General features: G+C 66.2%; 19 protein-coding genes. 6 read left to right on the top strand and 13 right to left on the bottom strand.

What is annotated here, in order from left to right:
• Nucleotides 1–104: 104 nt before the first annotated feature.
• Nucleotides 105–665 (top strand): HutD/Ves family protein, encoded by a 561-nt coding sequence (locus NWE53_RS25640; protein ID WP_265052116.1) that lies wholly within the window; start codon nt 105–107, stop codon nt 663–665.
• A 115-nt stretch (nt 666–780) separates the two neighbouring features.
• Here NWE53_RS25640 and NWE53_RS25635 read toward each other — a convergent pair whose 3' ends face one another.
• Nucleotides 781–1,860 (bottom strand): citrate synthase/methylcitrate synthase, encoded by a 1,080-nt coding sequence (locus tag NWE53_RS25635; RefSeq protein WP_265052115.1) that lies wholly within the window; start codon nt 1,858–1,860, stop codon nt 781–783.
• A gap of 86 nt (nt 1,861–1,946) precedes the next feature.
• On the opposite strand from NWE53_RS25635, the gene NWE53_RS25630 reads away from it, so the two are divergent.
• Nucleotides 1,947–3,086: a citrate/2-methylcitrate synthase gene (locus tag NWE53_RS25630; RefSeq protein WP_265052114.1), complete on the top strand. Its 1,140-nt coding sequence runs from the start codon at nt 1,947–1,949 to the stop codon at nt 3,084–3,086.
• 153 nt (nt 3,087–3,239) lie between these two features.
• Here NWE53_RS25630 and NWE53_RS25625 read toward each other — a convergent pair whose 3' ends face one another.
• The 9 genes from NWE53_RS25625 to NWE53_RS25585 form a co-directional block, all read right to left on the bottom strand.
• On the bottom strand, nt 3,240–4,454 hold the full coding sequence (locus NWE53_RS25625; RefSeq protein WP_265052113.1) for an SAM-dependent methyltransferase: 1,215 nt from the start codon (nt 4,452–4,454) through the stop codon (nt 3,240–3,242).
• 261 nt (nt 4,455–4,715) lie between these two features.
• Nucleotides 4,716–6,122, bottom strand: a complete 1,407-nt coding sequence (locus NWE53_RS25620) for a TRAP transporter large permease (RefSeq protein ID WP_265052112.1) — start codon at nt 6,120–6,122, stop codon at nt 4,716–4,718.
• Between the two features lie 3 nt (nt 6,123–6,125).
• A complete protein-coding gene (locus NWE53_RS25615; RefSeq protein ID WP_265052111.1) occupies nt 6,126–6,710 on the bottom strand; it encodes a TRAP transporter small permease in 585 nt (194 codons plus the stop codon).
• 96 nt (nt 6,711–6,806) lie between these two features.
• On the bottom strand, nt 6,807–7,778 hold the full coding sequence (locus tag NWE53_RS25610; RefSeq protein ID WP_265052110.1) for a sialic acid TRAP transporter substrate-binding protein SiaP: 972 nt from the start codon (nt 7,776–7,778) through the stop codon (nt 6,807–6,809).
• A complete protein-coding gene (locus tag NWE53_RS25605; protein WP_265052109.1) occupies nt 7,775–8,572 on the bottom strand; it encodes a FadR/GntR family transcriptional regulator in 798 nt (265 codons plus the stop codon). The genes NWE53_RS25610 and NWE53_RS25605 overlap by 4 nt, the downstream gene beginning before the upstream one ends.
• A gap of 114 nt (nt 8,573–8,686) precedes the next feature.
• Complete coding sequence (locus NWE53_RS25600; protein ID WP_265052108.1) at nt 8,687–9,466, bottom strand: ABC transporter ATP-binding protein; 780 nt, start codon at nt 9,464–9,466, stop codon at nt 8,687–8,689.
• Nucleotides 9,463–10,236, bottom strand: coding sequence for an ABC transporter permease (locus tag NWE53_RS25595; RefSeq protein ID WP_265052107.1), 774 nt, complete (start codon nt 10,234–10,236; stop codon nt 9,463–9,465). The genes NWE53_RS25600 and NWE53_RS25595 overlap by 4 nt, the downstream gene beginning before the upstream one ends.
• Entirely contained in the window at nt 10,233–10,748 is a 516-nt protein-coding gene (locus NWE53_RS25590) for a mismatch-specific DNA-glycosylase (RefSeq protein WP_265052106.1), read from the bottom strand. The genes NWE53_RS25595 and NWE53_RS25590 overlap by 4 nt, the downstream gene beginning before the upstream one ends.
• 10 nt (nt 10,749–10,758) lie before the next feature.
• Nucleotides 10,759–11,718, bottom strand: coding sequence for an ABC transporter substrate-binding protein (locus NWE53_RS25585; RefSeq protein WP_265052105.1), 960 nt, complete (start codon nt 11,716–11,718; stop codon nt 10,759–10,761).
• Nucleotides 11,719–11,957: 239 nt separating this feature from the next.
• Between NWE53_RS25585 and NWE53_RS25580 the strand changes: the two genes are divergently transcribed.
• On the top strand, nt 11,958–13,514 hold the full coding sequence (locus tag NWE53_RS25580; RefSeq protein WP_265052104.1) for an acetolactate synthase large subunit: 1,557 nt from the start codon (nt 11,958–11,960) through the stop codon (nt 13,512–13,514).
• Between the two features lie 160 nt (nt 13,515–13,674).
• Entirely contained in the window at nt 13,675–14,442 is a 768-nt protein-coding gene (locus NWE53_RS25575; protein ID WP_265052103.1) for an acetoacetate decarboxylase, read from the top strand.
• On the opposite strand, the gene NWE53_RS25570 is transcribed toward NWE53_RS25575, so the two are convergent.
• The 3 genes from NWE53_RS25570 to NWE53_RS25560 all read right to left on the bottom strand — a co-directional run bounded on the left by NWE53_RS25570 (nt 14,432) and on the right by NWE53_RS25560 (nt 17,376).
• The gene (locus NWE53_RS25570) at nt 14,432–15,475 is read right to left on the bottom strand and encodes a histone deacetylase family protein (RefSeq protein ID WP_265052102.1); all 1,044 of its coding nucleotides are present in this window, start codon (nt 15,473–15,475) and stop codon (nt 14,432–14,434) included. The genes NWE53_RS25575 and NWE53_RS25570 overlap by 11 nt on opposite strands.
• 126 nt (nt 15,476–15,601) lie before the next feature.
• Nucleotides 15,602–16,201, bottom strand: a complete 600-nt coding sequence (locus tag NWE53_RS25565) for a TetR/AcrR family transcriptional regulator (protein ID WP_265052101.1) — start codon at nt 16,199–16,201, stop codon at nt 15,602–15,604.
• Complete coding sequence (locus NWE53_RS25560; RefSeq protein ID WP_265052100.1) at nt 16,198–17,376, bottom strand: acyl-CoA dehydrogenase family protein; 1,179 nt, start codon at nt 17,374–17,376, stop codon at nt 16,198–16,200. Before NWE53_RS25560 ends, NWE53_RS25565 begins: the two co-directional genes overlap by 4 nt.
• A gap of 237 nt (nt 17,377–17,613) precedes the next feature.
• Between NWE53_RS25560 and NWE53_RS25555 the strand changes: the two genes are divergently transcribed.
• Nucleotides 17,614–19,191: an acyl-CoA carboxylase subunit beta gene (locus tag NWE53_RS25555; RefSeq protein ID WP_265052099.1), complete on the top strand. Its 1,578-nt coding sequence runs from the start codon at nt 17,614–17,616 to the stop codon at nt 19,189–19,191.
• A gap of 205 nt (nt 19,192–19,396) precedes the next feature.
• Nucleotides 19,397–21,388, top strand: coding sequence for an acetyl/propionyl/methylcrotonyl-CoA carboxylase subunit alpha (locus NWE53_RS25550; protein ID WP_265052098.1), 1,992 nt, complete (start codon nt 19,397–19,399; stop codon nt 21,386–21,388).
• Nucleotides 21,389–21,415 lie beyond the last annotated feature (27 nt).

The following is a 21,415-nucleotide window of genomic DNA, read 5'->3' as shown; positions in this document are numbered from 1 at the left end:
CCTACCTACCGGCTTTTTCGGGTAGGGTATCGGTTCTGGGTTCCAGGCTCATGGCTTCGCCATCCCCGGAATGACGCTGTGGTTCCGAGCGGAGAACAAGCAACATGCGCATCATCCGCGCCGCCGACTGCAAGGTCATGCCGTGGAAGAACGGCGGCGGCACCACCACAGAAATCGCGGTTTTTCCCGAGGGAGCCCCCCTCAGCGATTTCGACTGGCGCATCTCGATGGCGCATGTGGGCACAGACGGGCCGTTCTCGTCCTTCCCCGGTATCGACCGGACCTTGTCGCTGCTGACCGGCAACGGCATCCATCTCGCCTTCGGCGATGGCGAGACGGTCGCGCTCGACAAGGGGACCGAGCCCTTCTTCTTCGCTGCCGACCGAGCCGTCGATGGCGTGCTGGTCGATGGGCCGATCGACGATCTCAACGTGATGAGCCGGCGCGGGGCGTGGAGCCACAAAGTCGAGCGCCTGCCCGGCGGATCGCACGAGATCGCGAACGAGCGTGGATTGCTGGTTCTGGTCGCGCGCCGCGACGTTTGGCAAGTGAACGGCTCGGCTTTGGCTGCCGGGGACAGCGCGGTCCTCCCGGCACCCACAACCGTCTCGTTGCGCGCCGAAAGCGGCGGCGAACTCTTCGCCATCCGCCTTTCGCGGGCCTGACCTATGCCGTCATTCTCGGGCGGAGCGCGGCTCCGACCCGAGAACCTCTTGCCGGAGAAGGCACTGGTTCAAGAGATACTCAGGTCAAGCCCGAGCATGACGCCCTTCCCTCACCTCACGCCGCCTGCCGCGGCTGCGGGCCGACATAGACCGATTGCGGGCGGATCAGCTTACCGCCGGCGATCTGCTCCTTGGCATGGGCGAGCCAGCCCATCGTGCGACCGAGCGCGAAGACGCAGGTGAAGGAGTCCGGCGTGAAGCCGAGCGCTTCCAGCAGCAGCGCCGTGTAGAACTCGACATTGGTCTCGAGCGTCCGGTTCGGTTTGCGCTCGCGCAGGATGGCGAGCGCCGCCTGCTCGACGGCCTCGGCCAGCGCGAGACGCCCGCTATCGGCACCGAGCCGGCGGATCGCGCCCTTCAGCGCATCGGCGCGCGGATCGCGCACACGGTAGATGCGGTGGCCGAAGCCCATCAGCCGGTCACCGCGATCGAGCGCCGTTTCCAGCCAGGTCCGAGCATTGGCGGGCGTGCCGATCGCATCGAGCATCTCGATCACCGGGCCGGGCGCGCCGCCATGGAGCGGGCCCTTCAGCGCACTCACGCCAGCGAGCACGGCCGAGACGAGCCCCGCGCGGGTCGAGGCAACGACGCGAGCGGCGAAGGTCGAGGCGTTGAGGCCGTGATCAGCGACCGTGACAAGATAGGTATCGAGCGCGGCGGCCTGCTGCTTCGTCGGCGCCGTGCCCGTCAGCATGCGCAGCGTATCGGCCGCCTGCGACAGGGACGGATCGGGCGCGACTGGCACGAGCCCCTGCCGTAGGCGCAGGGACGCGGCGGTGAAGACGGCGGGCGCAGCCAGAAGCCGCAGCACCGTGCCGGCATCCTCGCCATCGGGAATCAGCGCAGTCATCGCCCGGATCATCTCGACCGGGCCGAGCGTAACGGGCACGGCCGCCTTCCGGACCACCATCTCGAACAATTCCTGCCGGGCCGCGCCCAGCGCCGCCGGCAGGTCCTTCATGGCGGGCAGGTCCGGCACGAAGCCGTCGAGCATCAGCGCGGCCATATCCTCGAAGGAGGTGTGGCTCGCCAGCTCATCCAGGCTGTGGCCGCGCACCACCAGCCGGCCCGCTGCTCCATCGACCTCCGAGAGCACGGTGTGGGCGGCAACGACGTCTTCAAGGCCATCGGACATGGCGATCTCTCCTACAAAACGATGGCTTGAGGATTGGGAGCTTCATCGCTAGGATCAATCTTGAACAATATAATCAATGTATTTCGATGACCGACTGGTTGACGGCGCAACAGGTGATGGCGCGGCTCGGGCTGAAGCCGCAGACGCTCTATGCCTATGTCAGCCGCGGGCTGATCGAGGCGCGCGGCGACGCGGACGATTCGCGCCGCCGGCTCTACCGGGCCGAGGATGTGGCGCGGCTGGAGCACCGCAAGGCGCGCGGGCGCAAGCCTGCCGCGATCGCGGAGGATGCGATCGCCTTCGGCGAGCCGATCCTGGCGTCCTCCATCGCCACGATCCAGCGCGGCAAGCTCTGGTATCGCGGGCAGGATGCCGAACAGCTCGCGCAGACGGCTAAGCTGGAGGATGTCGCGCGGCTGCTGTGGGATTGCGGCTCGCAGCGCTTTCCACCGCTGTTCACGCTCGTCCCGGAGGCCCCTGCCCTGCAGCGGATCTTCGGCGTGATCGCGGCGCGGGCCGCAGGTGACACCGCCATGGCGGGGCGCGCGAAGAAGGCGCTTTATCTCGAAGCGGCCTCGGTGCTCGACGCGCTGGTCGATGCCATCGCCGGACGGCCTGGACAGGGTCCCATCCATCACCGGTTGGCGCAGGCCTGGGGATGCGATGCGGCTGGCGCCGACCTGATCCGCCGGGCGCTGGTGCTGCTCGCCGACCACGAACTCAACGCCTCGACCTTCGCGGTGCGCGTCGCCGCCTCGACCCGCGCATCCCTCGCAGCCTGCGTTCTGGCCGGGCTCGCGACGCTGTCGGGACCGCTGCATGGCGGCATGACGCCGCGCGTGCTCGGGCTGATGCGGGAGATCGCGAGCGAGGGCGCCGAGCCCGCGATTTCCGCCCGCCTCGCGGCCGGCATGCCGCTGCCCGGTTTCGGCCATCCGCTCTATCCGGACGGCGACCCGCGAGCGCGAGGGTTGCTCGCCGTGTTCACGCTGCCTCCGGCCTATGAAGAGGCTCGCCGCGCCGTTACCGCACTCACCGGCGAGGAGCCCAATATCGACTTCGTGCTGACGGCGATCGCCACCACGTTGAGGCTCTCGGCCGACGTTCCCTTCCAGATCTTCGCCGCCGCGCGCTGCACGGGCTGGATCGCCCATGCATTGGAGCAGAACGAGACGGGGCGGCTGATCCGCCCCCGCGCCCGTTATGTCGGTCCGGAGCCGGCTTGAAGCCCATTCATTTTCTGCGCAGCTACGGGGTCATCCCGAGCTTGACCCGGGATCCATTCCGGAACGCTTCCGAGGAAGGTTCAGGCATGGATCCCGGATCTCCGCTTCGCTGCGTCCGGGATGACCCGCGTTTCAACACGAGTACCGTGCGCTCTACGCCACCCTGCCGAGCGCGCCCTCTCGCTCCGCGATATATCCGCGCGTGATCGGCAAGCCGTCGAGCTTCTTCGCCAGCTGGAACTGGAAGACGACGAGATCGTCATGCCGGAAGCTCGCCTCGCAAGCAGCGAGATAGAACTCCCACATGCGGGCAAAGCGCTCGTCATACATCGCCACCGCCTCATTGCGCCGGGCGAGGAAGTTCTCGCGCCAGGCCTTCAGCGTTTCGGCGTAATGGATGCGCAGCACCTCGACATCGGTGATCACAAGCCCTTCCTTCTCGATCGCCGCCGAAACCTCCGACATGGCGGGGATGTAGCCTCCGGGGAAAATATATTTGGCGATGAAGGGGTTGGTGGCGCCGGGCGGCGACGAGCGGCCGATGGTGTGGATCAGCGCCACGCCGTCATCGCTCAGCAATTCGCGGATCTTGCGGAAGTAGTCGCGATAATAGCCGACGCCGACATGCTCGAACATGCCGACCGAGACGATACGGTCGAAGGGCTCGGCCAAGTGGCGATAATCCTGCAGACGGAATTCCACCGGCAGGCCGGAATCCGCGCCCCGCTGCTTGGCGATGGCGAGCTGTTCTTCGGACAGAGTGATGCCAGTGACCGCGGCGCCGGTCTCGCCGGCGACCGACAAGGCCATGCCGCCCCAGCCGCAGCCGATGTCGAGCACGCGCTGGCCCGGCTGCACATCGAGCTTCGCTATGATGTGGCGCTTCTTGGCGAGCTGCGCCTCGGCCAGCGTGACGCCGGGCCGCTCGAAATAGGCGCAGGAATACTGCATGTCCTGGTCGAGGAAGAGCCGGAAGAAATCGCTCTTCAGGTCGTAGTGATGCGCGACGTTGCGCTTCGCCAGCGCGGGCGTGTTGTGCTGATGGAAGCGCCGCACCGCGGTGCGCAAGCCCGTCAGCACCTTGCCCCAGCCCTGCGGGCGGGCCTTGTGCATGGCCGCAACCAACGCGTCGAGCAGATCGTAGAGCGAGCCTTGCTCGACCACGACGCGCCCGTCCATCACGGCCTCGCCCAAAGCGAGTTCGGGATTGAGCGCAAGTTTCAGTTCAGTCGGCGCATCCACGATCCGCATGCGCAATCGTGGTGCGGCGCCCTGCCCGATCGACTGCAGCGTGCCATCGGGAAAAACAACATCGATACGTGGCTCGATCGCGAGCCGAGACAACATCCTGGCAATCAGCGAATGCATTGGCCCCACCTTCGGCAGCGCCCCTTTCGCCAAAAGATGGCAAGCCTCTATGTGTTCGTAACGAGGCCTTCGTGCAAGGCAGCCCCTCGCCTGCGGCATGACCGCACAGGCGAGGTATATCAGTTCTGCATCGGCGTCAGGTCGACGCCATGCGTTTCCCGATCCTAGAGCATTTCCGCACTTCTCTGACGGAAACGCCCTATCCTATTGTTTTATCACATTTTCTTCACGCAACCGATGGTCACTTCGCTCGAAAATGCGCTAGCGAAGCATGCCCATCGTCCGCGGCAGCCAGAGCGTCAGCTCCGGGATGAAGGTGATTGCTATGAGGGCCGCAAACAGCGGTATCAGCCATGGCAAGATCGCCATCGTCGTCTGCTCGACGGATAGCTTGGCCACCCGCGAGAGCACGAACAGCACCATGCCGAGCGGCGGGTGGAGCAGGCCGATCATCAGGTTCAGCGTCATGATCAGCCCGAAATGGATCGGATCGACGCCGAGCTTGAGCGCGATCGGCAGCAGGATCGGCACGACGATGGTGATCGCCGCGATGGTGTCGAGGAAGCAGCCGATGAAGAGCAGCAGCAGATTCACCAGGATCAGGAAGACCCATTTGTTCTGGGTCAGGCCGAGGATCGCGTCGGAGAGGATCTGTGCCGTGTTCGAGACCGTGAGCAGCCAGGCGAAAATCGAGGCGGCCGTGACGATGAAGAGCACCGAGGCGGTCGTCTCGATGGTGTCGAAGGTCGCCTTGGCGAGCGAGCGCATGGTCATCGAGCGATAGCGCACGAGGCCAAGGAAGAGCGACCAGATCACGGCTGCGGCGGCGGCCTCCGTCGGCGTGAACCAGCCCAGGGTCATGCCGCCGATCAGGATCACCGGCGTCATCAGCGCCATCACCGCCGAGAAGTCGAAGTAGTAGTCGAGCGCGAGCAGGGCGGCGAGCGCGAGCCCGATCGCGACGTTCTCCGAGAGCCCCGCCCAGACGAGGAGATAGGCGAGGATCGGGAAGCCCATAACGACGAGCACTTCGAGCCCGGCATTGCCGATCTGCTTCAGCGAAAACGGCGAATCCGAGCCCCAGTTGCGCAGTCGGGCGAAGATCGTGACCGTCGCCATCATGAACAGCGTCATCACCCCGCCGGGGATCACGCCGCCGAGGAAGAGCGCGCCGATCGAGGTATTGGCCATCATGCCGTAGATGACGAAGGGCAGCGAAGGCGGGATGATCGGACCCAGCGTCGCGGAAGCGGCGGTGACGCCGACCGCGACGTCCATCGGATAGCCGTGGTCCTTCATCGCCTTGATCTCGATGGTGCCGATGCCGGCCGCATCGGCGATCGCGGTGCCCGACATGCCGGAGAAGATCACCGAGCCGATGATGTTCACCTGGGCGAGGCCGCCGCGCATCCAGCCGACCAGCGCCACGGCGAAGGCGTAGATCCGGCCGGTCACGCCGGCGATGTTCATCAGGTTGCCGGCGAGGATGAAGAACGGCACCGCCAGCAACGGGAAGCTCTCGACACCGGCGATCATGCGCTGGGCCATGATGACGTCCGGCACGGTGCCGGTCGCGATGATGTAGGTGAGCGAGGCGACCGCCATCGAGATGGCGACGGGAACGCCGAAGATCATCAGGGTGAGGAAGGTTCCGACGAGGATCAGCATGGATCAGGCCTCCGATCCGTCGAAAGCGGCGGGGTTTTCGAGGACGGAGTAGCCGCGGCGCCAGTTCTGCCAGGCGACCTGCAGGGCTCGCAGCGTCATCAGCGCGAAGGCGGCGAGCACGGAATAGAAGACGATCGATTTCGGCAGATCGACCGTGGTCATCATCTCGTCCGGGATGAGGGAGGCGTATTTCCAGACCAGCCAGGTGGCGTAGCCGAGGAAGCCGATGCGGATGGCATCGACCGCCGTCGCCAAGGCACGGCCAACCGGTTTCGGCACGTAGCGATAGAGGAAATCGACCTGGATATGGCGCGAAGCGCGTACGCAGAGCGAGGAGCCGAGGAAGACGACGACGATCAGGGCGTAGATCGCGATCTCCTCCGTCCAGGCCAGGCTGTTGTTGAGGACGTAGCGCGTGAAAAACTGCGCCACGACGCAAGTGACCATCAGCCAGAAGACGGCGAGCGTCGCCCAATCCTCAACCCCGTAGCCCGAAAGATCGGCCGGCGGAGGCGGCTCGTCGAAGACGTGAGCGATCTCCTCGATCGTCACCTGAGTATGGACTTCCGGCTGGCTGGCGCTTGTCACGGGGAACCTCTCGGCACGTCAGGCGCGTCGGATCGACAAGGGTGAGAGACGGCCCGGCAGTCGCCAGCCGAGCCGCGGAGCTGGGCGGCAGCCGCCTTACTTGATCGCCTGGATGCGATCCCAATCGGCCTTGCGGTAGCCGAACTGCTCGAAGGTGACGTTCTTCTGGACGTTGGCGAGGAAGTCGGCCTTGTCGATCTCTGTCACCGTCAGGCCCTTGTCCTTGAAGAGCTGGACCAGCTTCACCTCATCGGCCTGGATCTTCTTGGTCGTGCGCTCGGCCGCCTCCTGCGCGACGTCCGTGAAGATCTTGCGATCCTCCGGCGAGAGCTTGTCCCAGAGCTGCTTGGCGACGACCGTGTTGAGGTGGTCGACGATGTGGCCGGTCAGGACGATGTGCTTCTGCACCTCGTAGAACTTCTTGGCCTCGATGGTCGTCAGCGGGTTCTCCTGCGCCTCGACCGTGCCGTTCTGGAGCGCGAGATAGACCTCGGCGAATGCGATCGGCGCGGTGTTGGCGCCGCAGGCGCGCGGCATGGCGAGATAGGCCGGCACGTCGGGCACGCGGATCTTGAGCCCCTTCATGTCGGCGCAGGCCTTGATCGGCTTGTTCGAGGTGGTGTGGCGCGTGCCGTAATAGCTGACAGCGACGATCTGGTGCCCGCTCTTCTCCTGATAGCCCTTCGCCATCTCCTTGAAGATGTCGGTCTTGGTGTAGGCGAGGAGATGCTCGGGATTGCGGAAGGTGAAGGGGTAGTAGGTCACGCCGATCGGCGGATAGGCGCGTGCCGCGAAGCTCGATCCGGAAATGATGATGTCGACGGTGCCGAGCGTCAGGCCCTGGTTGATGTCGGTCTCCTTGCCGAGCTGCGAGGCGGGATAGACCGTGATCTCGTATTTGCCGTTGGTGCGCTTCTTGAACTCGTCGGCCGCCCAGACGGACTCGGTGTGGAACGGCTCCGACGTCTCGTAGACATGGGCCCATTTCAGTTTGGTCTGCGCTTGCGCGGGCGCGCCCAGCAGGCCGAGGCCGGCGGCGAGCGCGGCAACGGTGAGATAGGTCTTCATCGGGCTTCTCCCTGTTTGCGTTTCGATCCCGTCATGCGCCCGTTCTTCTGGTTCGGGCCGGCCTTGGCGCCGGCCGGCCCGTTGCTCTTTCCTGCATCGCCGAAGCTCTGCGAAAAGCGTTCCTGTGAGTTCTGCAGATGCCGGCGCATCGCCTCGCGCGCCGCCGCCCCGTCGCCGCGCGCCAAAGCATCGCGGATCGCCCGGTGCTCGGCCACCGCGCGGCGCCACGAGTCGGGGCCTTCGAAATAGCGGGCAAGCTGCCGGAAGTACGGGCTGATGCGCTGGTCGAAGAGATCGCCGACGCAACGGACCAGCACGCCGTTGCGGAGAATGCCGGCCAGCGCGACGTGGAAGGAGCGGTCGAGTGCGACGAGATCGTCGCTGCTTAGTCCCGATGCGGCCATCTGCTCCAGGACCATGTCGAGAGCCGCGATATCGGCGGGCTCGACAAGGCCCACGGCGTCCGAGCAGATCGCGCTCTCGATCAGCTCGCGCGCCTTCAGAACCTCGAACGGGCCTTCGGGAGCCCGGTCGCTCCAGAGCCGGGCGATGGCCTGAACCGGCGGATCGACGACATAGACGCCCGAGCCCATGCGAATGCGGACGCGGCCCTCGACCTCCAGCGCGATCAGCGCCTCGCGGACCGACGGGCGCGAGACGCCGAGCTTGTCGGCAAGCTCGCGCTCGGACGGCAACCGGCTACCGACCGGGAACTCGCCGCTCTCGATGAGATGGCGAAGCTGGTCGGCTATCTGACGATACAGGCGTGACGTCTCGACGGCCTCGATCGGCACGGACGGCTCCCCGGTTCCCTCTCGATGACCCCGGTTCGTGCCGGGGTCGTTTTGGCCATGTGGTCAGGCCAATTCAGGCGAGGGAAACAAAGGTGCGACAATCTGTCAACCGGCTTAGTGGTCGGCGGCGATGACCTCGGCCCGGATTTCCTCGACCAGCCGTTCCTTGAGGGAGACGAATTCCGGCGTGGTCTTGATCGTGTAGGGCCGCGGATGCGGCAGGTTGACCGGGATGTCGGCCTTGATCCGCCCCGGACGCGCGCTCATCACCACGACGCGGGAGCCGACGAAGATCGCCTCCTCGATGTCATGGGTGACGAAGAGCACCGTCTTCTGCTCGCGTTCCCAGATGCCGAGCAGCATCTCCTGCATCAGCGCACGCGTCTGGTTGTCGAGCGCGCCGAAGGGCTCGTCGAGCAGCAGGATCTTGGGGTCGTTGGCGAGCGCACGGGCAATCGCCGTGCGCTGCTGCATGCCGCCCGAAAGCTGCTTCGGGAAATGGTCGACGAAGCCGGAAAGCCCGACGCGCGCCGCCCAGTCGCGAGCGATCTTCAGCCGCTGCGTTTCGGAAACGCCCTTCTCGCGCAGGCCGAAGGCGATGTTCTGCTGCACGGTGAGCCAGGGGAAGAGCGTGTAGCTTTGGAAGACGAAGCCGCGATCGGCGCCGGGCCCCAAGACCGGGGCGCCGTCCAGCATGATGCGCCCCTCGCTCGCCGTCTCCAGCCCGCCGATGATGCGCAGTAAGGTCGACTTGCCGCAGCCGGAGGGGCCGAGGATGGTGATGAAATCGTTGTCCGCGACGGTGAGCGAGGTCGGCATCAGCGCGCGCGTCGGCTCGCCGCCGCGCTGGCCCGGGAAGACCTTGCCGACGTTCTCGATGACTAGCTTGCTCATGCGCGCGCCCATGGAAAGAGGCGCTGGTTGACCGCCTTGAAGAGGAAATCCGAGACCAGCCCGATCAGGCCGATCACGATGATGCCGAAGATGATCTGCCCGGTGTTCAGCAGCGCCTGGCTGTCGGTGATCATGTGGCCGATGCCCGACGAGGAGCCGATCAGCTCGGCGACGATGACATAGGTCCAGGCCCAGCCGAGCACGAGGCGGAAGATTTCGGCGATCTCGGGCGCCGCCTTCGGCAACATCACGCGGCGCACCACCGAGCTGTCGGTCGCGCCCAGCGTATAGGCGGCATCTACGAGATCGCGCCGGATCGAGCCGACCGAGACCGCGATCATCAGGATGAGCTGGAAGACCGAGCCGATGAAGATGACGAGCAGCTTCTGCGTCTCGCCGATGCCGGCCCACAGGATCAGCAAGGGGATGAAGGCAGAGGCCGGCAGATAGCGCGCAAAGGAGACGAACGGCTCCAGGAACGCCTCGATCGGCTTGTAGGCACCCATCAGGATGCCGAGAGGCAGGGCGACGATGACGGCGATGATGAAGCCGCCGAGGACGCGCCAGATCGTCATCATGATGTCGAAACTGAAGCCGTAGCGCACCAGCAGGTTGTAGCCCTCGGCGACCATGGTCAGCGGATCGGCCAGGAAGAGGCGCTGGACGTAGCCGCCGAAGGTCGCGACCGACCAGAGCGCGACGAAGAGTACGAAGAAGGCCAGGCCATAGCCGATGCGGGCCGTGGCGGAGACGGGTTGCAAAGGTCTCATCGCGCTGTCGTTCCGGTCACGGCCATGGCCAGTTGCTTCCAGGGTTCGATCGACCAGAAGCCGGCGGCAGCGCCGGAGGTCGAGGGGAGGATATAGATTTTGGCGCCCGCCAGTTTTCCGGGCTGAAGCCCGTAGGCGAGACGGCCTTCGCGAATTCCGAGCGCGGCCTGCGCGGCGCGCTTGCCGTTGAAGGCGACGATACCGGGCGTGCTGGCTGCAATCCGCGCCGTGAAGCCAGCCACGTCGAAATGGCCGCCTCGCAGCGCCGAGTCGGGGCCGGAGGTTCGCTTGGCGACATCGGTGAGGCCGATGCCGTAGCGCGGCAGGCTCCGGAACTCTTCCGGCGCCAGCTTCACCGGCAGCAGCCCGGTCTGGTGAAGCACCGTCCAGAACTTGTTGCCGGGGCCGGCATAATAGGCTCTCCGCCGGGCCGAGACGGCCCCGGCCTGCGTGCCGCAGAAGACGACGCGCAGGCCGGGTTCGAGGACGTCCGGAAGGATGTCTTCCGTCACGCGTCGGCGTTCACTTGCCGGCGACGAACTTCGTGTCGACCAGCGAGGCGAGATCAGGCTTGGCCTTGATCAGGCCGATCTCGAGCAGCAGGTCGGCGGCCTTGGCCGAGAAGGCCTGCCAGTCGCCGGCGAAGAACGCCTTGTTGCCCTCGGCATCGGACCAGCGCAGGAACGCGGCCGACTTGCCGAACTGCTCGCCGGTCTGCTTCACATCCGCGCCCATGATCTCATAGGCCTTGGCCGGGTCCTTCTTGATCATCTCCAGCGCCTCGAAATAGCTCTGGGTCAGCGCTGCCGCGGCCTTGTCGTTGACGAGGAAGGCCGGCGTGCAGCCGAAGGTGTCCATCACCATAGGGTATTCGAGCGTGGTCGCGATGATCTTGCCGGCATCGGGCTTGTCGCGGACGGAGGAGAGATAGGGCTCATAGGTCATGGCGGCGTCGTTCTGGCCGGCGATGAAGGCCTGCGCGGCCGGGCCGGGCTCCATGTTGACGACGCTGACATCCTTCACCGACAGGCCGTTCTCCTTGAGGAACCAGGCCAGCGCGAAATAGGGCGAGGTGCCCGGCGCCGAGGCCGCCACCGTCTTGCCCTTGAGGTCCTTGATCGAGCCGACACCGCTGCGCACGGCCATGCCGTCGGCGCCGTAGCTCTTGTCGAGCTGGAAGATCTGCTTGGTCTTGATGCCAGCGGCATCCCAGACGATCCAGGTCTCGACCGTCGTCGCGGCGCACTGGATGTCGCCCGAGGCGATGGCGAGGTGGCGATCCTTCTGCGGGATCTTCTTGATCGTCACGTCGAGGCCGTTCTTCGCGAAGATGCCGGCTTCCTTGGCGAGAACCAGCGGCGCGAAGCCGGTCCAGCCGGAGATGCCGATATTCACCTTGGTCTGTGCCTGAGCGCCGCCCGCCGCCAGGAGCGCGGCAAGGCCAAAGCCGACTGCGGCGCCCATGCGCTTGAATGCTGCCATGATCGAAACCCTTCCCCTGTTTTGCGGCGAACGCGCCACTCAGGACGCTAGACAGCGTCATTCGCGGCGGGATGCAACCTTCGTTCCAAATCAGGTTAAATGCATATGCAAATCCGTCAAGCGGCCGATCAGCGTCGCTTGGGAAAGCCATGACATTCTCTCGTTTGACAGGGCGGGAGGAATTTCCTCCCCTCTTGCCCGCTGGCGCAAGGGCGCCCTTTCGAGTCGAGGTTTCCAGTATGAACGGCGCCGACCGCCTTTGCGACACGCTCCTGATCAACGGCGTCGATACCTGCTTCGCCAATCCCGGCACGTCCGAGATGCATTTCGTCGCGGCGCTCGACCGCAAGCCGCAGATGCGCTGCGTGCTCGGCTTGTTCGAGGGCGTGGTGACCGGCGCAGCCGACGGCTATGCCCGCATGGCCGACAAGCCCGCCGCCACGTTGCTGCATTGCGGGCCGGGCATGGCGAATGCGCTGGCCAACATGCACAATGCGCGGCGCGCCCGCACGCCGATGATCAACGTCGTCGGCGACCATGCGACCTATCATCTCGTCCATGACGCGCCGCTGACCAGCGACATCGAGAGCCTCGCGCATCCGATGTCGCATTTCGTCCGTCGCATCGCCACGGCGGAGGATGTCGGCCCGGCGATCGGGGAGGCCTATGTCGCCTCGCTGACGCTGCCGGGCGTCACCACCGTGATCCTGCCGGCCGACTGCGCCTGGGGCAGCGTCGAGCCGGCCGATCTCAAGCCGACGACCTTGCCGGCATTGAAGAGCGTCGATTCCGCTGCGATCCGCACGGTCGCAGCCGGCCTGCGCAAGCACGGCGCGCGCGCCGCGATCATGCTGACGGGCCTGGCGCTGCGCGAGAAACCGATGGAGATGGCGGCCCGCATCTGCGCTTCGACGGGTGCCAAGGTCTTCAGCCAGATGTCGAACGGGCGCATCCAGCGCGGCGCCGGCCGCGTCGCCATGCCCAAGGTCTTCTATCCGATCGACAAGGCGCTCGAGCAGTTGAAGGACATCGACTATCTCGTGCTCGTCGGCGCGCAGACCCCGGTCGGCTTCTTCGCCTATCCGGGCAAGCCGGGCCGCCTGATCCATGACGGCTGCGAGGTCGCGACGCTGGCCAGCCCCGGTGACGACCTGCCGGCATCGATCACCGCGCTCGCCGAGGAGATGGGCGCGACGAAGATCGCCCCCGCCTATATCGCCCCGCCGCGCAAGGAGCAGCCGGCGCTGCCGACCGGCAAGCTCGACGCCGACAAGGCCTGCGCCATCGTCTCGGCGCTGCTGCCGGAGAACTGCATCGTCTGCGACGAGTCGGTCTCCTCGGGCCGCAGCTTCTACTACGACTGCCACAGCGCGCCGCAGCACGACTACATCCAGCTCACCGGCGGCGCGATCGGCGAAGGCATCCCGCTCGCCATCGGCGCGGCCGTCGCCTGCCCGGACCGCAAGGTCATCGGCATGCAGGCCGACGGCTCGGGCATGTACACCGTGCAGGGGCTGTGGACGCAGGCGCGCGAGAATCTCGACATCGTCACCGTCGTCTTCGCCAACCGGACCTACCAGATCCTGCACGGCGAGATGCGCGCCGTCGGCGTCAACGATTTCGGTCGCAACGCAACGCTGATGCTCAATATCGACGAGCCGGCGCTGGACTGGGTCTCTATGGCCAAGGGCATGGGCGTGGAAGCCGCACGCGCCACGACGGCCGAGGAGTTCACCAGCCTGTTCAAGGCGGCGCTGGCGAAGAAGGGGCCGTTCCTGATCGAAGCGGTGATCTGAGAAGCCGTTCGAGACAAATCACCCTCCACCCGAGGAACACGGGTGGAGGGTGATCTTTGCGCGAGCCGTGAGGAGAAGCTTCCCTATTCATCCGGTCACCATCAATCTGTCGCGGGGCCCCTGCCAGAGTTGCGGCTGATTTCCAGAAGGAGCGACCAGCATGAATCGGGACGAGATCCTCAAGGCGCCGTCGATGCCGGTCTTCAGCCCGAGCTACCCGCATCCGCCAAACCGCTTCATCAAGCGGGAATACCTGATCATCACCTACGAGACCGACCTCGAGATCATCCGCGCCGCGCTGCCGGAGCCACTCGAACCCGCACCCGGCAACCTCGTCTTTTATGAATGGATGAAGATGCCGGATTCTTCCGGCTTCGGCGATTACGAGGAAAGCGGCACCGGCATCCGGGCGATCTACAACGGCGAGCCCTGCAATTTCTCCGTCCAGATGTATCTCGACGACGAGCCGCCCATCACCGGCGGACGCGAGATCTGGGGCTTTCCCAAGAAATACGGCGTGCCGCGCCTCGGCGTGATGAAAGATACCCTGACCGGGACGTTGCATTATGACGGCGAGCGCGTGGCGATGGGCACGATGACCTACAAGCATCGGAGCCTCGAGGATCAGCTCGACAAGGTCCGCGACGGCATTGCCGGGCTGAACGTCAACCTGAAGCTGCTGCCCGATGTCGACGGCTCGCCGAAGGTGGCGCAACTCGTCGGCTATAACCTCACCGACATCACGGTCCACGGCGCCTGGGAGGGCGAGGCGCGACTGCACCTCATCCCGCATGTCAACTGCCGGGTCGCCGATTTTCCGGTGCGGAGGATCGTGAGCGCACGCCACCAGGTCGTCGACTTCACCCTACCTTTTGGCCGGGTGCTGCACGACTACCTGGCGGAGTGGCGCCGAAGCCCTATTCCTTGAACCCACCCAGGAATGCATCGAGGCAGTCGCCGATCGCCCCGATGGCGTAGCCGCCTTCCTGCACGACGAGCGTCGGCAGGCCCAGGCCCTTCACCTGCCGGCCGATCGTGCCGAAATCGCTTGCCTCAAGCTTCAGCACGCCGATCGGATCGTCCTTGTGCGCGTCGTAGCCGAGCGCGACGACCAGAGCCTCTGCGCCGAAATCGCGGATCGCCTTGCCGGCGCGGTCGACGGCCGCCTGCATCTCGGCCCCGCCCGCTCCATGCGCGAGCGGCAGGTTGAGGTTGAAGCCCTCGCCCGGCCCGTTGCCGCGCTCGTCCTCATAGCCGGTGAAGAAGGGATAGTAGTTCACCGGATCGGCATGGACCGAGATCGTCAGCACATCGTCGCGGCGATAGAAGATCTGCTGCGTGCCGTCGCCGTGATGGGCATCGACGTCGAGAATCGCGACCTTGCCGAATTTGGAGCGCAGGTGCTGCGCGGCGACGGCCGAGTTGTTGATGTAGCAGAAGCCCGAGGCCCGGTCGGCACGGGCATGGTGGCCTGAGGGCCGGCAGAGCGAATAGACCGCGCGCGCGCCCGCCAGGACCGCATCGGCACCGGAAACTGCGGTCTCGGCCGAGCGCAAAGTGGAATGCCAGCAATGCTCGCCGACCGGCACCGAGAGATCGCCGAGATACCAGCCCATCTGTCCGACGATGCCGGTCGGCCGGCAGGGCGGGCGGACACCCTCGTCCGAACGGCCGCTCCAATAGGGGAAGGTGTTGGGCCAGGCTTCAGGGCCGCGCTCGGGCAGGTCCTTCCAGCGGTCCCACAGCCCCTCGAGGAAGCGCACGAAGCCCTCGTCATGGATTTCCAGGATCGGATCGACGCCATGAGCCGCCGGCTGCTCCGGCGTGATGCCATGCTGCGCCAGCGCGCCGAGCAGCCGCTCGGTCCGTTCCGGCAGGTCCTTGGGAGCGACGACCTTGCCGAAGCGCATATATTGCTGCGGATCATGAAGAGCTTGATCGGAGTGGTAGAAGGCGCGCATCAGGCGAAGCATCCTCGTCAGACAACGAGGCAACCAACGGCCTCGCGGAGCGATGCTAGCACGGCAGCGGCGCCCGTCAGCAGCATCGGCGCGGCCCGCCTCTGCGTTGGCGGCGGAACGGCCCGTTCATGAAATCGGCGACAACAACGCCGCGAACTCGCGCGCGAGCGCATCGATATCGAAACGCTCCGGCCGGTACCAGTCGGTCGAGCCGTTGAGCGCGCCCAGCAGGAAATTGCGCAGGACGTCCGGCGAGCGCCCGGCCGGCAGCGTGCCGGCCTGCTGCAGTTCGGCGATCAACTCGCTCCAGACCTCCTCGTAGGCGCGGCGCACGGCCCGCACGCTCGCCGGCGCCGGCGCCGCGCCGAAATTGAACACCTTGATGCTGGCGGTGGTGTAGTCGCCATGGCCGTGCAGCGCCGCGAGATGGCCGCGAATGGCCGCCTCCAGCCTTTGCCGCGGCGGCGCACCCTCCGTCGCAACGAGCGCAGCGACGACGCCCTGATGCACGAAGCGGACGCCGTCATTCACCACTGCCTCGACGATCTCCTCCTTCGAGGCGAAATGGTAATAGAGGCTCGCCTTGCGGATGCCGACGGCCTCGGCGATCTCGCGCAACGTGGTCTGGTAATAGCCGCCATTGCGCAGCAGGCGCGCGGCATGATCGAGGATCAGGCGGCGAGAGCCGCCCTCGGGTGCTGCTCGCGCGATTTGGGCTTCGCTCACAGCCGCTTCGCGACCTCTTCCAGCATGACCTCGGTCGCGCCGCCGCCGATGGACTGGACGCGCGCGTCGCGGGTCATGCGCTCGATCGCGCTTTCGCGCATGTAGCCCATGCCGCCGTGGAACTGCAGGCAGTCATACATGACTTCATTGACCAGCTCGCCGCAGTAGGCCTTGACCATCGAGACCTCGCGGGTGGCATCGAAGCCCTGCGCATCGAGCCAGGCGGCGTGGTAGACGAGCTGGCGACCGGCCTCGACCTTGCCGGCGAGTTCGGCGAGGCGCTGGCGGATCGCCTGCTTCTCCCAGAGCGGCGCGCCGAAGGCCTTGCGCGTCTTCACATAGTCCAGTGTCAGGTCGAGTGCGGCCTGCGACTCGCCTATCGCCATGGCGCCGATCACGGTGCGCTCGTTCTGGAAATTGCTCATGATCGCGTAGAAGCCGCGCCCCTCCTGCCCGAGCAGGTTCTCGGCCGGCACGCGGCAATCGACGAAGGAGAGCTCGGCGGTATCCGAGGAGCGCCAGCCATGCTTGTCGAGCGCGCGAGAGACCGAGAAGCCGGGCGTGCCCTTCTCGACGAGGAAGATCGAGACCGACTGCGAGGGCCGGCCCTGCGGATCGGTCTTGGCGGCGACGCAGTAGAGATCGGCATGGACGCCGTTGGTGATGAACATCTTGGCGCCGTTGAGGACATAATGGTCGCCCTCGCGCCGCGCGGTGGTGCGGATGCCCTTCACGTCCGAGCCGGCATCGGGCTCGGTGACGGCGACAGCGACGATCTTCTCGCCGGCGATGATGGCGGGCAGGTACTTGTCCTTCTGGGCCTGACTGCCGGCATTGGCGATATGGACCGAGGCCATGTCGGTGTGGACCAGCGCCGTGATGGCGACGCCCGAGAAGGTCGAGCGTCCCAGTTCCTCCGCCAGCACGACGGTCGCCATCGTGTCCATCTCGGAGCCGCCATATTCGGCGGGGTAGCGGATGCCGAAGAAGCCGAGCTCGCCCATCTTGCGCAGCACGGCGCGCGGGACGAAGCCGTCCTCTTCCCATTGCAGGGCGTGCGGCTTGATCTCGGTCTCGACGAAGCGGCGGACCTGATCGCGCAGCGCCTCGTGCTCCTCGGTGAAATAGGGCGAACGACGGGCGCCTTCGCCTGCAAGCTTCTCGACTGCCGACATCACGTCCTCCTGCTTGACCGCGGCGCCGCGATCTGACTACCTACCGGACGGTAGGTGAATGTCGCAGCGAGATCAAGACGCCCATTCTACCTTGGATCGACGGAAACCCGTCATTCCGGACAAGCCGCGACAGCGGCGCTGATCCGGAATCCATCATAGAGCACGATGCCCTTCGATGGATTCCGGGTCTCCGCTTCGCTGCGCCCGGAATGACGGCGGCTTTGGAGGAGTGCGCCCATGTCTGAGACAGCATCGCAAGCTGCAACGGCCCCTCCCCCGCTCTCCGCCATGCTGGAGACATTGCGCGAGCGCCATAGCCTCGTTGCCCAAGGCGGCGGCGAGAAGCTCCGCGCCCGCCACAAGTCTCGCGGCAAGATCATGGTGCGCGAGCGCATCGATCTGCTGCTCGATCCACAGACGCCTTTCCTCGAATTGTCGCCACTGGCGGCCCACGGCCTTTATGGCAACGAAGTACCGGGCGCCGGCATCGTCATCGGGATCGGGATAGTCGCGGGGCGCGCCTGCATGCTGATCGCGAACGACGCGACGGTGAAGGGCGGCTCCTTTTTTGCGGAGACGGTCCGCAAGCATCTGCGCGCGCAAGAGATCGCCGAGGAACATCGGCTGCCCTGCCTCTATCTCGTGGATTGCGGCGGCGCATTCCTGCCCGAGCAAGACCGTGTCTTCCCCGATCGCGACCATTTCGGCGGCAGCTTCTACAACCAGTGCCGGATGTCGGCAGCGGGCATCCCGCAGATATCGATCGTCTTCGGCGGCGCGACGGCCGGGGGCGCCTATATCCCGGCGCTGTCCGACCAGGTCATCATGGTCAAGGGCACCGGCCGCATCCACCTCGGCGGCCCGCCGATCGTGAAGGCAGCGATCCATGAGATCGTCGATGGCGAGACGCTGGGCGGCGCCGAGATGCACACGCTCGTCTCCGGCGTCAGCGATCATCTCGTCGAGAGCGAGATGGAAGGCCTCGCCAAACTGCGCGAGATCGTCGGTGCGCTCAGCGAGATCGGACGCATCGCGCCGCCTCCACAGCCGGCCGCCGCGCCGAGGCTCGATCCGGCGGAGCTCGTCGACATCGTGCCGACCGATCTGCGCCGGCCCTACGACATCAGCGAGGTCATCGCCCGCATCGTCGACAACAGCGCCTTCAGCGCCTTCAAGCCCGATTACGGTGCAACGCTCGTCACCGGCTTCGCCCATATTCACGGCTACCCGGTCGGCATCCTCGCCAATAACGGCGTGCTGTTCTCCGAGTCCGCGATCAAGGGCGCGCATTTCATCGAGCTTTGCGACCAGCGCCAGATCCCGATCCTCTTCCTGCAGAACATCACCGGCTTCATGGTCGGCACCGAGGCCGAGCGTGGCGGCATCGCCAAGCACTCGGCCAAGCTGGTCTATGCCGTCTCGAATGCGCGCGTGCCGAAATACACCGTGCTGATCGGCGGATCGTATGGCGCCGGCAATTACGGCATGTGCGGTCGCGGTTTCCGGCCGCGCTTCCTGTTCTCCTGGCCGAATGCCCGCATCGCGACGATGAGCCCGGAGGTGGCGGCGACGGTGGTGACGGAGCTGCGCCGGCAGTCCCTGAAGGGCTCGGGCGACGAAGCCGCCATCGCCGAACTCGACAAGCGCACGCGCGCGCAGTTCGAGGAGCAGAGCGATCCCTATTACGCCACGGCCCGGCTCTGGGACGACGGCATCATCGAGCCCCCGCAGACGCGCGACGTGCTCGGCCTGTGCCTCGCTCTTTCGGCGGGCGAGGCCCGCGACACCGGCCCCCGGCCGGTCTACCGGATGTGATGACGATGCTCGGGAACCTCCGCCGTCATTCCGGGGCATTGCATAGCAATGAGCCCGGAACCCAGAATCGACGCCTTCACAGAACGAGGCCTATCGGCCCGTCGCTCCTTCTTGTTCCCGCATCGGTTCTGGGTTCCGGGCTCGCCGCTACGCGGCGCCCCGGAATGACGGATGCGGCCCCAGCGCGCTTCCGGCGAGGCATCTGATGTTCGACACCCTCCTCATCGCCAATCGCGGCGAGATCGCCTGCCGGATCATCCGGACCTGCCGCAAGCTCGGCATCCGCACCGTCGCGGTCTATTCGGACGCCGACAAGGATGCGCTGCATGTGCGACTCGCCGATCGGGCCGTGCGTATCGGCCCGGCGCCTGCGCGCGATTCCTATCTCCGCGCCGACCGCATCATCGAAGCGGCGCTCGCGACGGGCACGCAGGCGATCCACCCGGGCTATGGCTTCCTCTCCGAGCGTCTCGACCTGATCGCCGCCTGCGAGGCGAACGGCATCGCCTTCGTCGGCCCCTCGGCCGGCGCCATCGAGGCGATGGGCGACAAGATCCGCTCCAAGCAGATCGCGCGCGAAGCCGGCGTGCCCGGCGTTCCCGGCTATGACGGCGCCGATCAGGCGCCCGAGACGCTGAAGCGCGAGGCATTGCGCGTCGGCCTGCCGGTGATGGTCAAGGCTTCGGCCGGCGGTGGCGGCAAGGGCATCCGCAAGGTCGAGAGCGAAGCCGAGCTGGACAACGCCATCGTTGCCGCCAGCCGCGAGGCAGAGGCCGCCTTCGGCGATGGGCGCCTGCTGATCGAGAAATTCGTGACGCGGCCGCGCCATGTCGAGGTGCAGGTCGCCGGCGACAGGTACGGCAACATCGTCCATCTGTTCGAGCGCGACTGCTCGGTGCAGCGCTCGAACCAGAAGCTGCTGGAGGAGGCGCCGGCGCCGAACCTCAAGCCGGTAGCGCGCGAGGCGCTGCATGCGCATGCGCTGAAACTCTCGCGTGCCATTTCCTACGACAATCTCGGCACGGTGGAGTTTCTGGTCGATGCCGTGACGCAGGAGGTGTTCTTCCTCGAGATGAACACGCGCCTGCAGGTCGAGCATCCCGTGACGGAGGCGATCACTGGGCTCGATCTGGTCGAATGGCAGATCCGGATCGCGGCCGGCGAAACCCTGCCGCGCGGGCAGGAGGAGATCACCTGCACCGGCCACGCCATCGAAGCGCGGCTGACGGCCGAGCGGGCCGATGAAGGCTTTCGGCCGGATACCGGCACGATCGCGCTCTGGCGCGAGCCGGAGGGCCTGCGCGTCGACAGCGGCGTCGAAACCGGCAGCACCGTCTCGCCCTTCTACGATTCGATGCTCGCCAAGGTCATCGCCTACGGCCCCGACCGCGACGCCGCCCGGCGGCTGCTCGCCGATGGCCTCGAGCGAACGACGGTGCTCGGCCCGGCGACGATCCGGCCCTTCCTGATCGATGCGTTGAGGGAGCCGGCTTTCGCGGATGGCGAGGCGACGACGCTGTTCATCGGGGAAACCTGGCCGGGCGGGTGGCAGCCCTCGGTCGGCGACGCCGCGGAACGGGACGCCATCGCCGCCGCGATCTGGCTTTCGACTCGGGGCAAGGTGCCAGCCGGACCGTGGGGCACGCTGACGAGCTTTCGCCTGCTCGCGCCAGCGGGCAAGCCCGGCGCCTGCCATCTCGTACTGACGTCAGCGGGCGAGGCACGACCGTTGCGCGCAGAGGCGCTTGACGGCGGCTTCCGCATGACGATCGGCGAACGACAGTTCGATATCGCCGTCGTCGACGATGCGGCGGGTGGAACATCGCGATCCGTGCTGCTCGACGGCCAGCGCCGGTCGGTCGATGCGGTGCTCGATCGCACCGGGCTTTTCCTGCGCCACGGCACCTTCGAGGGGCGCATCGACATCATGCTCGCGGTAGTGGCCGCGGCAGCTGCGCGCGATGCGCAGGGACATGGCGGAGACTCCATCCGCGCGACCATGCCCGGCACCGTCGCAGCCATCCATGTCGGCGAAGGCGACAGCGTCATCGCCGGTCAGGTCGTCGCCGTGCTCGAATCGATGAAGCTCTTCATGGAGCTGAAGAGCCCGATAGCCGGAACGGTCGCCCGCATCGCGACGAAGGCGGGAGCAACGGCGGCAGCCGGTGAACTGCTGATCGCGCTAGACCCTGCCTGATCGGCCGCCTGACGTCACCTGTCAGGC

Source organism: Bosea sp. NBC_00550, assembly GCF_026020075.1.
In the GTDB taxonomy this organism is placed as follows: Bacteria; Pseudomonadota; Alphaproteobacteria; order Rhizobiales; family Beijerinckiaceae; genus Allobosea.
Note: the sequence above shows the minus strand (reverse complement) of the source record. Positions and strands in the feature narration are given on the sequence as shown.